The sequence below is a fragment of the Nocardioides panacisoli genome (assembly GCF_019448235.1).
In the GTDB taxonomy this organism is placed as follows: domain Bacteria; phylum Actinomycetota; class Actinomycetes; order Propionibacteriales; family Nocardioidaceae; genus Nocardioides; species Nocardioides panacisoli_A.
The window spans coordinates 1,979,981-1,992,433 of the sequence record NZ_CP080409.1 but is presented as its reverse complement, the minus strand read 5'-3'; the positions used below and the strand labels follow the sequence as shown (position 1 = coordinate 1,992,433).

The following is a 12,453-nucleotide window of genomic DNA, read 5'->3' as shown; positions in this document are numbered from 1 at the left end:
CGCGTGATCGACCCGGAGTGGTGGCGCACGGCCGTCGTCTACCAGTGCTACCCGCGCTCCTTCGCCGACGGCGACGGGGACGGTGTCGGCGACCTCGCCGGGCTGCGCTCGCGCATCCCGCACCTGGCGCGGCTCGGCGTCGACGCGGTCTGGGTCAACCCGTGGTACCCCTCGCCCCAGCACGACGCCGGGTACGACGTCGCCGACTTCCGCGACATCGATCCGGCCTACGGCACCCTGGCCGACGCCGACGCACTGGTCGCCGAGCTGCACGCGGCCGGCATCCGGCTGCTGCTGGACCTCGTGCCCAACCACGTCTCCCACGAGCATCCGTGGTTCCGGGCCGCGCTGGCCGGGGACCCGGCCATGCGGGCGCGGTTCCACTTCCGTCCCGGTCGCGGCGCATCGGGCGAGCTCCCGCCCAACGACTGGACCAGCCTGTTCGGTGGTCCCGCCTGGACGCGCACGACGGGTGCCGACGGCGTCCCCGGGGAGTGGTACCTGCACCTCTTCGCTCCCGAGCAGCCCGACCTGGCCTGGGACCATCCCGCGGTCGGGGACGAGTTCGACGACGTCCTGCGGTTCTGGTTCGACCGGGGCGTCGACGGCTTCCGGGTCGACGTCGCCCACGGCTTGGTGAAGGCCGACGGCCTTCCCGACGCGGGCGGGACGACGGCGCTGAGCGAACCACACCCCGCCTTCGACCAGGACGGCGTGCACGCGGTCTACCGCCGCTGGCGCCGGATCGCCGACGAGTACGCCGCCCCGCGGGTCTTCGTCGCCGAGGCGTGGGTGCCCAGCAACGAGCGGCTCGCCCACTACGTGCGCGAGGACGAGCTGCACACCGCCTTCCAGTTCGACCTGCTGCTCGCGCCGTTCCGCGCCGACGTGCTGCGGGAGGTCATCGACGACGCGCGGGCCGCGCTCGCCGGCACTGGCTCACCCACGACGTGGGTGCTCTCCAACCACGACGTGGTCCGCCACGTCACGCGCTACGGACGCGCCCAGCCCGAGCGGTCGTTCGCGGACGGGATCATGGAGCGCCAGCGGCGCGGTGAGCCGGTCGACCTCGAGGTGGGACGGCGCCGTGCCCGCGCGGCTGCCCTGCTGACGCTGGCGCTGCCGGGCACGACGTACGTCTACCAGGGCGACGAGCTCGGCCTCCCCGAGGTCGAGGACATCCCCGACGACCGCCGGCTCGACCCCCGCTTCCACAACTCCGGCGGCGCCGACGTCGGCCGGGACGGTTGCCGGGTGCCGCTCCCGTGGCAGGGCGAGGAGCCGCCGTACGGCTTCGGGCCCGGCGCTGCCGCCGCCACCTGGCTGCCCCAACCGAAGGGGTGGGGGCCGCTCACGGTCGCCGCGCAGGAGCACGACGACGCCTCGACGCTGACGCTCTACCGGCGTGCCATCGCGCTGCGACGGCAGTGGTGGGTGGACGCGCCCGACTTGGCCTGGGTGCCGGCGCCCGAGGGCGTGCTGGCCTTCCGTCGTGGCGACCTCGCCTGCTGGCTCAACACCTCGGGAGCCTCCGTCGCGCTGCCCGGCCCGGTCCTGCTCCACTCCGCGGCCGACGCGGGGGAGGCGCTGCCGCCGGACACGGCGGCCTGGGTGCGGCTGCCCGACACCGAGGACCGCTCCGGGCGGTCGTCGTGACCCGACGGGTCAGCCGACCGCGTCCTTCTCCCGCTCCGGGATGCGACCCGCGCGGGACTCGTCGACGGTGAGGTTCGCCCCGGTGGCGGGGTCGAAGAGGTGCATCTGGGAGGTGTCGACCCAGAGCTCGGCCTCGTCGCCGGCAGCGATGGTGCTGTTGCCCGACAGCGACACGACGAGCTCGGTGCGCAGGGACTCGCTGTCGGTGTCCTGGGCGATCTGGGCGATCTGCTCCTCGACCTCGGCCGGCGCCTCGAAGGGCACGAAGGCGTTGATGCTGTCGCCCAACCACTCCACGAACTCGATCGGCGCCCGGAAGGTGCCGCCGCCCTGGCCGCGGGCGACCGCGGCGTCCTCGAAGTGCTCGGGGCGGATGCCGGCGATGAGCAGGCCCCGGCCGTCGGCCTTCGCGGCCCGGTCGGCGGGGATCTCCACGTCGCCGAAGGGCAGCTTCGCCGTGGTGCCCTCGACGGTGACGGGCAGGAAGTTCATCGGCGGGGACCCGATGAAGCTGGCGACGAAGAGGTTGCCGGGGTTCTCGTAGAGCTCCCGCGGCGTCGCGAGCTGCTGCAGGAGGCCCCGCTTGAGGACGGCGACCCGGTCGCCCAGCGTCATCGCCTCGGTCTGGTCGTGGGTGACGTAGATCGTGGTGATGCCCAGCCGCTTCTGCAGGCGGCTGATCTCGCTGCGCATCTGGCCGCGCAGCTTGGCGTCGAGGTTCGACAGCGGCTCGTCGAAGAGGAAGGCGTCGGCCTCGCGCACGATGGCTCGACCCATCGCGACGCGCTGGCGCTGGCCGCCGGAGAGGTTGCCGGGCTTGCGTTCGAGGTGCTCGGTCAGCTCGAGCGTCTCGGCCGCGGCCCGGACCTTGTCATCGACCGTGGCGTCGTCGACCTTCGCCAGCCGCAGCGGGAAGGCGATGTTCTCGAAGACGGTCAGGTGGGGGTAGAGCGCGTAGTTCTGGAACACCATGGCGAGGTTGCGGTCGCGCGGTGCCAGGTCGTTCACGCGCGTGCCGCCGATGACCATGTCGCCGGAGGTGATGTCCTCCAGTCCGACGACCATGCGCAGCAGGGTGGACTTGCCGCACCCCGACGGTCCGACGAGGATCATGAACTCGCCGTCCTGCACGTCGATGCTGACGTCGTTGACGGCCGGGAAGCCGTCGCCGTACCGCTTGACGATGTGGTTCATGTCGATGGTCGCCACGGTGGGCTCACCCCTTCACTGCGCCGGAGGTCAGGCCGGCGACGATCTTGCGCTGGAAAATCAGGACGATGACGATGATCGGGATGGTCGCGAGGACCGCTGCGGCCGCCAGGAGCGACGCCGGTCGGTTGAACGGGTCGGAGCCGACGAAGAAGGCGAGGGACGCCGGGATGGGGCGCGCCGCCTCGGTCGAGGTCAGCGAGATCCCGAAGACGAAGTCGTTCCAGGCGAAGAAGAACGTCAGGATCGCGGCGGTGAAGACACCGGGGGCGGCCAGCGGCACGATCACCTTGCGGAAGGCCTGCCACGACGTGGCGCCGTCGACCTGTGCGGCCTGCTCCAGCTCCCACGGGATCTCGCGGAAGAAGGCCGACAGCGTCCAGATCGCCAACGGCAGCGTGAAGGACATGTAGGGGATGATCAGGCCCGGCCAGGTGTCGTAGATGCCGAACGCGCGCCACATGTCGAACAGCGGACCGACCAGCGACACGACCGGGAACATCGCGATGGCCAGCGAGATCGAGAGCACGAGTCGCTTGCCGCGGAACTCCAGCCGCGCGATGGCGTACGCCGCCAGCGTGGCGACGATGACCGAGAGCAGGGTCGCGATCAGGCTGATCCCGATCGAGTTCAGGATCGCCCGCGGGAAGTAGTCGTACAACGGGTCGGTGAGGACCTTCTCGTAGTTCTCCCAGCCGACGAAGGTGCCCTCGGCGGGCAGGAACCCGGGGTTGCCGGCGGTGATCGACTCCTCCGACTTCAGCGAGAGGGAGATGATCCAGACCACGGGCAGCAGGCACCACGCCAGGATGAGCAGGATGCCGAGGGGGAGTCCGAGCTTCTTCACGGCGGTCATCACCCTTCCTGCCGGGCAGCGGCCAGGTCCACCCGGAACAGCTTGACGATCAGGTAGGCGACCAGCAGGACGGAGAGGAAGAGCAGGACCGAGAGGGCCGAGCCCAGCCCGAGCTGGAACTGTTCGATGGTCTGTCGGTAGGTCAGGAAGCTGATCGAGGCGGTGTCCTGGGCGCCGTTGGTCATCACGAAGATGTTGTCGAAGATGCGGTAGGCGTCCAGCGCCCGGAACAGCACCGCGACCATGATGGCGGCCCGCATGTTGGGCAGGATCACCTTGAACAGCCGCTGCCACCACGTCGCCCCGTCGACCTTGGCCGCCTCGAGCATGTCCTCGCTCACCTGCGCGAGGCCGGCGAGCAGCAGCAGCGACATGAAGGGCGTGGTCTTCCAGATCTCCGAGACGCAGATCGCCACGATCGCCGGCATCGACTCGCCGAACCAGTTGAAGTCGTCGCCGATGAAGGGCAGCCAGCCGTTGACGAAGCCGTTGGTCGAGGAGAACGCGAACTGCCAGGCGAAGCCCGAGACGACGGTGATGATGCCGTAGGGGATCAGGATCGAGGTGCGGACGACGCCTCGGGCGAAGATCACCCGGTGCATCACCATTGCGAACGCGAAGCCGATGACGAGCTCGACCGCGACCGTGAAGACCATGTAGAAGACGGTGATGCCGGTCGTCTGCCAGAACAGGTCGTCGGTGAGCGCGGTCCAGTAGTTCGACAGCCCGACGAAGCTGCGCTCGTCGGGTGCGGTCAGGGAGTAGTCGAACGTCGAGAGCCAGATCGCACGGAGCATCGGGAACGCCGTGACGAGCAGCATCAACACCACGGCCGGCAGCACGAGCCGTCGGCCGAGGCTGTTCTCCGCACGGGTGCGGTCGCTGTCGACGGCGCCGCCGGTCGGCGCGGTGGCGACGTGGGCGCCGGTCACAGCAGCTCCTCCCCGCTCAGCACGGCTCGCAGGAAGTCCGCGGACCGCTGTGGCGTGCGGTCCGGGTCGACCGATGCGGGCGAGTGCCACTGGTCCTGCACCGCGTTGGAGATCAACGGGTAGAACGCGCTCTTGGGGCGTGGGCCGCCGGTGTCCACGCTCGTGCGGTAGAGGTCGATGAGGTCCTCGGGGAACTCGCCGCTGTCGGCGACCTCCTCGTAGGCCTCCTCGGTGGAGGGCATCAGGCCGTTGTTGAGCGCGAGGTCGACCTGCGCCTGGGTCGAGGTGACGCACGCGGCGGCCTCGGCGGCGTGGTCGGGGTGGTCGGAGTAGGCGCCGACACCGATGTGGATGCCACCGATGGGCGGACGCGACTCCTCACCCTCGACCGTGGCGGGGTAGCGCGCCCACCCGAGGTCCTCGAACGCCTGCTCGTCGGCCGGGCCGCCGGGCTGGCCGACGGTGTCGCGGTAGGTCGCGTAGACGAAGGTCCAGTTGACCATGAACTCACCGGGGTCGGTCCACATCGGTCCGAGCACGGTGCCCTCGTTGGAGACCGAGAGGTCGGGCTGGGCGGCGTCGGAGTCCGCGAGGGCCTGGACCACGCCGGCCGCGGCACGACCTGCGTCGGAGTCGAGCTCGACCTCGGCGTCACGACCGGCCTCGGTGTTGCCGACGATCTCGCCGCCGGCGCCCTGGATCAGTGCGTTGAGCCAGACGACGTACCCCTCGTAGCGGTTGGCCTGCACCCCCACACTGCCGCCCTCGGTGGCGGCCGCGTCGATGATCTGCTGCCACGTGACGGGCTGGGTCATGTCGAGCCCGGCCGCCTCGGCCAGCGACTTGCGGTACCAGAGCACCTGGGTGTTGGCCCACTGCGGCAGGGCGTAGACCGTGTCGTCCCAGATGACCGTCTCGGCCGCGCCGGCGAGGTAGCTGCCCTGCCCCTCGACGCTGCCCATGATCTCCTCGGCCGTCTCCTCGGGCACCTCGGCCAGCCACCCGGCGTTGGCGAACTCCGCCACGAAGACCGGGTCGAGGTTCATCAGGTCGGTGGAGGAGTCCTCGGCCGCGAGGCGGCGGGCGAGCTGCACCCGCTGGTCGGTGGCACTGGAGGGAAGCTGCTCCACGGAGATGTCGTACTCGTCGGTGGAGCAGGTGTCGGCGTAGGTCTCGAAGGTGTCGACGCCGTCGGGGTTGACGTACCAGTGGAGCTCCGGCTTGCCCTCGGCGCCGCATGCGGCCAACAGGGCGGTGGACATCCCGAGCGCGGCGAGGGCCGCGATGCGCCCGCGCGCTCGCCTGCTCGGACCTCGCACGGCCGGTGCCGACCGCGATCCCTCCGACCGATTCGCCATCGAATCCTCCCGAAACGAAGGTGTGATCAGTGCCACTTTGTCCCCATGGGAGGGGTTTGTCCAGAGTGGGGAAGGACCTCAGGGCGATCCGGTGCCCGGGCCACCCGTCGCGTCGGTCCGCCACTGCACGTCGGGCGGCCGGTTCGGCAGCACGTGCTCGATGAAGTCGGTCGCGGCCCCGAAGATGTCGACCTCGTACCCGGCCTGCTCCGAGAGCCGCCAGCGGTGCTCCATCACCTCGTGGAAGTACTCCGGCGGGTTCACCTCGGCGCTGCGTTCGGCGGGCACGAGCCCCACCAGCGGGGTGTAGACGGTGGTGAGCCATCGACGTGCCACCGTGGCGCGGTCCAGCGCGCCGAGGTCGTGTGCCGCCGTGAACGCGGCGAGGTCGTTGAGCAGCTTGCGGGCCTGCTCGTCCTCGACGTTGAGGCCGGTGAGCTCGCGCAGCTCGCGTCGGTGGTGCCCGGCCTCGACCGCCTTCGGGGTGATCCGGACCCGCTCGCCGTCGGCCCGGACGTCGAGCTCGTCGACGTCGAAACCCAAGTCGTTGAGCCGCCCCAGGCGTTCCTCGACCCGCCACCACTCGGCGGCATCGAACTCCTCCGCGGCCGTCACCTCCTGCCACAGTGCGCGGTAGCGTTCGGAGAGCAGCTCGACCACGTCGTGGGCCGCGACGTCCGGGTCGAGGTCGCCGGCCGCCTGCAGGTCCAGCAGCTCGGCGAAGACGTTCTCCAGCCCCACCGCCACGTCGTGCTCGCGCATCTGCTCCGACAGCGTCGGGTGCAGCTCGCCGGTCTCGGCGTCGACGAGGAACGCCGCGAAGCCACCGGCGTCGCGACGGAACAGCGCGTTGGACAGCGACACGTCGCCCCAGTGGAACGCGGCCAGGTGCAGGCGGACCAGCAGCACGACCAGCGCGTCGACCAGCAGTGGCAGCTGCTCGCCCTGCATGCCGTGCTGGAACAGCGTCCGGTAGGGCAGCGAGTAGTGCAGGTGGTCGGTGACCAGGGCCGCCGGGAGCTCGGTGCCGTCCTCGGTCCGGCGGCCGGTGACCACGGCGCGGGCCACGACGACGGGTTGCCCGAGCCGCTGCAGCTCCCGCAGCAGGCGGTACTCGCGGAACGCGATGCGCTCGTCGGTCTCCTTGACCGCCAGCATCTGCTGGTCGACCCGGACGATGCGGACGACGTGGCGCGACAGTCCCCGGGCCGCGGGGACGACGTACCGCTCGTCCCACTCGGCCAGCGGCGTCGACCACGGCAGCGTGAACACGCTCCCGTCGCTGCGCGTGGCCACGACATGCAGCGCCATGGCGTCCAACCTACGTCGGACCGGCGCCGGTGGGGACGGGTCGCTACGGAGTCTCCGCGCCCACGGTCCGGCGCGCCCGGTCGGCCGTGCGGCGGATGGTGGCCACGAACGTCTCGTACAGGCCCGCGGGGAGGTCGTGGCCCATGCCCCGGACCAGGACCAGTTCGGCACCGGGGATCGCGGTCGCCGTGGCGCGGCCGCCGGAGACGTGCACCATCTTGTCCGCCCGCCCGTGCACCACGGCGGTGGGCACCGTCAGGGCGCCGAGCGCGTCGGTGCGGTCGGGCTGGCCCAGGATGGCCAGCATCTGGCGCATCACGCCCATGCGGCTCATCCCGCGGTCGAAGGTCTCGCCCGCACGGTCGCGCAGCTCCTGGGCGCTGGTGGGGTAGTCCGGCGAGCCGATGATGCGCCACAGCTTCTCGCTGGACTCGATGTAGCCCTCGCGCTCGCCGCGGGACCACAACAGCGACGGCAGCAGCGCCGGGTGCTGCCAGCCGACGGTCCGCCGGCCCGTGGTGGACATGATCGAGGTGAGCGAGCGCACGCGGTCGGGGTGCTCGAGCGCCACGGTCTGGGCGATCATCCCGCCCATGGAGACGCCGGCGACGTGGGCGCTGGAGATCCCGAGGTGGTCCAGCAGCCCGACGGCGTCGCCCGCGAGGTCGGTCAGGGAGTACGGCGGGGAGCCCGCGGCGCCGAGGAACGCGCGGACCAGGTGGCTGCGGCGTACGCGCTGGTCCATCCGGCTGGACCTGCCGGTGTCGCGGTTGTCGTAGCGCACGACGTAGAAGCCGCGGTCGGCCAGGCGCTCGCAGAGCTCACGCGGCCACCAGGTCATCGGTCCGCCGAGGCCCATGACGAGCAGCAGCGGCTCGTCGTCGGGGGAGCCGAAGGTCTGGTAGCACAGCTCGAGATCGGGTCCGAGGGGGGCGATGAGCTCCTCGGAACCGGCGGTGCCGTCGGTGGTGGACATGGGGGCAGTCAAACAGACCGGGCCGCGTGGGGCGACGCCCGGATTGGCCAGAACCCACCAATCCAGGTTTCAACTGGGTTAACGTCCCGGTATGGCTGACATCCTGGCGCCGTTCCTGCTCCCGGAGGGATTCGAGCGGCCACGCCTGCGGGCACTGACCCACGAAGGCAGCGTGATGTGCGAGGCCGGCCGCCTGGTGCTCCATCGCGGGGCGCGCAAGCGGGCCGACCGGCGCCGGTCCTGGGCCGAGCGTCCGCGGCCGCGCCGCGCCGAGCCGGTGCTGCTGGTGCCGGGCTTCCTCGCCGGGGACTGGACGCTGCGAGCCCTGGCCGCGGAACTGCGCAGCGAGGGATTCCGCACCTACCGCTCGGGCATCCTCGCCAACGTCAGCTGCACCCTGGACGCCGCCGCGCTGGTGGAGGCGCGCCTGGAGTCGATCGTCGAACGCCGCGACGCCCGCGTCCACGTCGTCGGCCACAGCCTCGGAGGCATGATCGCCCGCGGCGTCGCCGTACGCCGTCCCGACCTGGTCGCGGGCGTGGTCACCATGGGCAGCCCGATCATGGCGCCGGCCGCCCACCACAAGGTGCTCACCGGCGGGGTGCACATGCTGGCGACGCTCAGCAGCGTCGGCGTGCCCGGCGTGATGTCGCGCCAGTGCGTCGGCGGAGCGTGCGCGGAGGCGAGCTTCACCGAGGCGCAGACTCCGCTCCCGGCGGGGATCGGGCTGACCAACGTCTACTCCCAGCGCGACGGCATCGTCGACTGGCAGGCCTGCATCGACCCGGCGGGCGAGCCCGTCGAGGTGACCGCGTCCCACATCGGCATGGCGCTGGACCCGCAGGTCGCGCGGGCCGTCACCGCCGCGCTGGTCGGTGCGGGCGAGGTCTCAGTCGAAGTCGATCGCGGAAAAACCGCGTAGCTTCTGCAGCGAGTGCTCCGAGGTGATGGTGCGGATGGTGCCGCTGTGGGAGCGCATGACCAGTGACTGCGTGGTGGCACCGCCGCCGCGGTAGCGCACGCCGCGCAGCAGCTCGCCGTCGGTGATGCCGGTGGCCACGAAGTAGGCGTCGTCGCCGGTCACCAGGTCGTCGGTGAGCAGCACGTGGTCGGGGTCCAGGTTGTGGCCGGCGTCGATGGCCTTCTGGCGCTCGGCGTCGTCCTTGGGCCACAGCCGACCCTGGAGCACGCCGCCCATGCACTTCATGGCGCAGGCGGCGATGATGCCCTCAGGGGTGCCGCCGATGCCCATCAGGATGTCGATGCCGGTGTCGGGACGGGCCGCCATGATCGCGCCGGCGACGTCACCGTCGGTGATGAACTTGATCCGCGCTCCCGTGCTGCGGATCTCCTCGACCATCTGGTCGTGCCGCGGACGGTCCAGCACCACCACGGTCACGTCGGAGGCGTTGCGGCCCTTGGCCTTGGCCACGGCGTGGATGTTGTCCGACACCGAGGCGCGGATGTCCACGACGTCGGCGGCCTCGGGGCCCGTCACGAGCTTCTCCATGTAGAACACCGCCGAGGGGTCGTACATGGTGCCGCGGGGGGAGACCGCCAGCACCGCGACGGCGTTGTTCATGCCCTTGGCGGTGAGCGTGGTGCCGTCGATCGGGTCCACGGCGACGTCGCACTCGGCGCCGGTGCCGTCACCGACGGCCTCGCCGTTGAAGAGCATGGGCGCCTCGTCCTTCTCGCCCTCGCCGATCACCACGGTGCCCCGCATGCCGATGGAGGAGATCATCACCCGCATCGCCTCCACGGCGACCCCGTCGGCGCCGTTCTTCTCTCCCCGGCCGACCCACCGGCCGGCCGCCATGGCGGCGGCCTCGGTGACGCGGACGAGCTCCAGCGCCAGGTTGCGGTCGGGAGCAGTCGGATTCGGGGACTCGGGAACCATGGGAGAACCCTATCCGGGAACGACCGCGTCCCTCATCCGTGCTGCGGGGTCGTGTCGCGCACGGTGGGGATCACGGTCGGTCGCCGTCGCTGTACGCCGCGCAGTCGGGGCAGCGCGACATCAGGGAGTGGCGGCACGTCAGCACGTGGTCGAGGAAGGTCGAGGTGCGCTCGAGCAGGAGCAACTGCGAACGGACCACCTGCTGGTGGGCGCGGATCACTGCCTCCCGCCCGTCCTCGGTCCGGTCCAGGACGCCGCGGATCTGCGCCAGGCTCATCCCGGCCTCCTGGCACTGTCGGACGACGCGGAGACGGGCGAGGCTCTCCTCGTCGTACTCCCGGTAGCCCTGCGGGCTCCGGGCCGGCCGGACCACGCCGACGTCCTCCCAGTGGCGCAGGACATGCGCGTCGATCTCCAGTTGCCGCGCCACCTCACCGATCCGCACCCAGGCATCGTGTCCAGCCCTTGCCTTCAGGTCAACCTGAATCCCTACGTTCATCGCATGCACCGCAACGACGAGCAGTGGCAGACCTTCGACTGGGACGGCCGGGAGATCGCCTGGCGACGGGTCGGGCAGGGACCGCCGCTGGTGCTCTGCCACGGCACTCCGTTCTCCTCCGAGGTCTGGACGGACCTCGTGGCACGGGTGGCTGCCGACCACACCGTCCACCTCTGGGACATGCCCGGCTACGGCCGGTCCTCCAAGGCGGCTCACCACGCCGTCGACCTGGGGGTGCAGGGCAGGGCGTTGGCCGCGCTGCTCGACCACTGGCAGCTGCGGGATCCCGTCGTGGTCGCCCACGACATCGGTGGTGCCACCGCCCTGCGGGCCCACCTGCTCCACGGGTGTGACTACTCCACGCTGGTGCTCGTCGATGCGGTGGTGCTCCGGCCGTGGGGCTCGGACTTCTTCCGCCTGGTCCGGGACCACGCGGAGGTTTTCGCGGCACTGCCCGAGGCCATGCACCGGGGCCTGGTCGAGGCCTACGTCAGGGGAGCGGTCCACGGCTCGCTCGACGATGCGACCCTGGCGGGGATCGTCGACCCGTGGCTCGGCGCCCGGGGACGGGCGGCGTTCTACGCCCAGATCGCCCAGGCCGACGAGCAGTGGACCGTCGAGGTGGAGGACCTGCTGCCGCACGTGCGTTGTCCGACCGCCGTCGTCTGGGGTGCGGAGGATGCCTGGTTGCCCGTCGAGCACGCGCACCGGCTGGCCGCCGCTCTCGGCGCCCCGGCCCCCACGGTCGTGCCCGGTGCCGGGCACCTCGTCCAGGTCGACGCGGTCGACGACCTCGTGCACGCCGTCAGGCACCGGGCCCGACCGCCGCGCGATCGATGATGACCGTCGGATCAGCGGTGCAACCAGTCGATGAGCTCTGGAGGGCCGAGGCCGCCGACCCGATCCTCGTAGCGCGCTCGTTCGTCGGCCGTGAGCAGGGCTTCCCCGTCACCGACCGTGCCGCGCCGGAAGAACGCGGACGGGTCCTTCAACAGCCCGTTCGAAGCCGGCGCCGACTCGGCTGCCCGCGCCCGCATCGACGAGAAGGTGGCTGCGTGGACCAGCGACGGCCAGGCGCCCTCGTCGACAGGGACGTCGAGGATGTCGGCGACGCGACGCATCTCGCTGTCGAGGTCGTTCAGGAGGTCCGCGTAGTGGACCAGGTGGACGTTGGGCGCTCCCTGTCGGGACCAGGCGTCAGTGAGGTGCCACATCACACCCGGAAGGGAGTCCAGGGACTCACGTGGGTCGACGTCGTCGTGGATCCAGCGAAGGAGCCATTCCTTCAACCGTGGGCGCCACGGAGGTGGTTGCGCACCGGTCAGTTGCCAGATTCGTCGACGGTTCAGGTTCTCCCCCTGGTGGTAGAGGGAGACCGCCGCGTCCAGTGGGTGCCGGGCGACCACGATGTAGGTCACCCGGGGATCGAGCGGGATGCCGTCGAGCGGGGTGTGGGTCTTGAGCACGCGCGGCTGGGCCTGCGCCGCGAGACGTGCGCTCACGTCCTCGATCGGCTCGGCGAGCCAGTCGACCCAGGGCGACAGCCGGGCGAGCGCATCGGGGAGTTCGGCCCTGCCCAGTGCGAGCGACAGGCAGATCTGCTGCATCCACGTCGTACCGCTCTTCGAGCGGGTGCTGATCACGACGTCGCCCGGGCGCAGCGAGAGTTCCGACCAACGGGCACTGTCCTCGTCCGGGGACATGTAGCGCACCGGAGGCTCCATGGGAGAACTCTAGGAGGTGGTCCGCACCGCGC

Annotated in this window: 12 protein-coding genes; 3 read left to right on the top strand and 9 right to left on the bottom strand. The window is 71.1% G+C overall.

Going from position 1 to position 12,453, the window contains the following annotated elements; all coding sequences use genetic code 11:
* The first annotated feature begins 3 nt into the window (after positions 1-3).
* Positions 4-1,656: a glycoside hydrolase family 13 protein gene (locus tag KUV85_RS09715; protein WP_219959691.1), complete on the top strand. Its 1,653-nt coding sequence runs from the start codon at positions 4-6 to the stop codon at positions 1,654-1,656.
* Between the two features lie 9 nt (positions 1,657-1,665).
* On the opposite strand, the gene KUV85_RS09710 is transcribed toward KUV85_RS09715, so the two are convergent.
* From KUV85_RS09710 to KUV85_RS09685, 6 genes are all read right to left on the bottom strand, one after another.
* Positions 1,666-2,865, bottom strand: a complete 1,200-nt coding sequence (locus tag KUV85_RS09710; RefSeq protein ID WP_219959690.1) for an ABC transporter ATP-binding protein — start codon at positions 2,863-2,865, stop codon at positions 1,666-1,668.
* 7 nt (positions 2,866-2,872) lie between these two features.
* The gene (locus KUV85_RS09705; protein WP_219959689.1) at positions 2,873-3,721 is read right to left on the bottom strand and encodes a carbohydrate ABC transporter permease; all 849 of its coding nucleotides are present in this window, start codon (positions 3,719-3,721) and stop codon (positions 2,873-2,875) included.
* Positions 3,721-4,653 (bottom strand): carbohydrate ABC transporter permease, encoded by a 933-nt coding sequence (locus KUV85_RS09700; RefSeq protein WP_219959688.1) that lies wholly within the window; start codon positions 4,651-4,653, stop codon positions 3,721-3,723. Before KUV85_RS09700 ends, KUV85_RS09705 begins: the two co-directional genes overlap by 1 nt.
* Positions 4,650-5,915, bottom strand: a complete 1,266-nt coding sequence (locus KUV85_RS09695) for an extracellular solute-binding protein (RefSeq protein WP_219959687.1) — start codon at positions 5,913-5,915, stop codon at positions 4,650-4,652. The genes KUV85_RS09700 and KUV85_RS09695 overlap by 4 nt, the downstream gene beginning before the upstream one ends.
* Positions 5,916-6,089: 174 nt before the next feature.
* Positions 6,090-7,322 (bottom strand): DUF4032 domain-containing protein, encoded by a 1,233-nt coding sequence (locus KUV85_RS09690; protein ID WP_219959686.1) that lies wholly within the window; start codon positions 7,320-7,322, stop codon positions 6,090-6,092.
* 43 nt (positions 7,323-7,365) lie between these two features.
* Entirely contained in the window at positions 7,366-8,298 is a 933-nt protein-coding gene (locus KUV85_RS09685; RefSeq protein ID WP_219959685.1) for an alpha/beta fold hydrolase, read from the bottom strand.
* A gap of 91 nt (positions 8,299-8,389) precedes the next feature.
* On the opposite strand from KUV85_RS09685, the gene KUV85_RS09680 reads away from it, so the two are divergent.
* Positions 8,390-9,220, top strand: coding sequence for an esterase/lipase family protein (locus KUV85_RS09680; RefSeq protein WP_219959684.1), 831 nt, complete (start codon positions 8,390-8,392; stop codon positions 9,218-9,220).
* Here the strand turns inward: KUV85_RS09680 and glpX are convergent.
* Both glpX and KUV85_RS09670 read right to left on the bottom strand, forming a co-directional pair.
* Positions 9,188-10,198 carry a class II fructose-bisphosphatase gene (gene glpX, locus KUV85_RS09675; RefSeq protein WP_219959683.1) on the bottom strand — a complete coding sequence of 337 codons (1,011 nt, stop codon included), beginning with the start codon at positions 10,196-10,198 and terminating at the stop codon, positions 9,188-9,190. The two genes, KUV85_RS09680 and glpX, sit on opposite strands and share 33 nt — an antisense overlap.
* A gap of 70 nt (positions 10,199-10,268) precedes the next feature.
* Positions 10,269-10,643 carry a MerR family transcriptional regulator gene (locus tag KUV85_RS09670; protein ID WP_219959682.1) on the bottom strand — a complete coding sequence of 125 codons (375 nt, stop codon included), beginning with the start codon at positions 10,641-10,643 and terminating at the stop codon, positions 10,269-10,271.
* A gap of 57 nt (positions 10,644-10,700) precedes the next feature.
* Here KUV85_RS09670 and KUV85_RS09665 point away from each other — a divergent pair, with 57 nt between their 5' ends.
* Complete coding sequence (locus tag KUV85_RS09665; protein WP_219959681.1) at positions 10,701-11,537, top strand: alpha/beta fold hydrolase; 837 nt, start codon at positions 10,701-10,703, stop codon at positions 11,535-11,537.
* Positions 11,538-11,548: 11 nt separating this feature from the next.
* Here the strand turns inward: KUV85_RS09665 and KUV85_RS09660 are convergent, their stop codons facing one another.
* Complete coding sequence (locus KUV85_RS09660) at positions 11,549-12,421, bottom strand: sulfotransferase domain-containing protein (RefSeq protein WP_219959680.1); 873 nt, start codon at positions 12,419-12,421, stop codon at positions 11,549-11,551.
* Positions 12,422-12,453 lie beyond the last annotated feature (32 nt).

Coding starts and splice junctions, on each gene's coding strand:
- KUV85_RS09705 (WP_219959689.1), bottom strand. CDS start 3,721: ATGACCGCCGTGAAGAAGCTCGGACTCCCCCTCGGCATCCTGCTCATC.
- KUV85_RS09695 (WP_219959687.1), bottom strand. CDS start 5,915: ATGTCCACCGCCCTGTTGGCCGCATGCGGCGCCGAGGGCAAGCCGGAG.
- KUV85_RS09690 (WP_219959686.1), bottom strand. CDS start 7,322: ATGGCGCTGCATGTCGTGGCCACGCGCAGCGACGGGAGCGTGTTCACG.
- KUV85_RS09685 (WP_219959685.1), bottom strand. CDS start 8,298: ATGTCCACCACCGACGGCACCGCCGGTTCCGAGGAGCTCATCGCCCCC.
- KUV85_RS09680 (WP_219959684.1), top strand. CDS start 8,390: ATGGCTGACATCCTGGCGCCGTTCCTGCTCCCGGAGGGATTCGAGCGG.
- glpX (WP_219959683.1), bottom strand. CDS start 10,198: ATGGTTCCCGAGTCCCCGAATCCGACTGCTCCCGACCGCAACCTGGCG.
- KUV85_RS09665 (WP_219959681.1), top strand. CDS start 10,701: ATGCACCGCAACGACGAGCAGTGGCAGACCTTCGACTGGGACGGCCGG.
- KUV85_RS09660 (WP_219959680.1), bottom strand. CDS start 12,421: ATGGAGCCTCCGGTGCGCTACATGTCCCCGGACGAGGACAGTGCCCGT.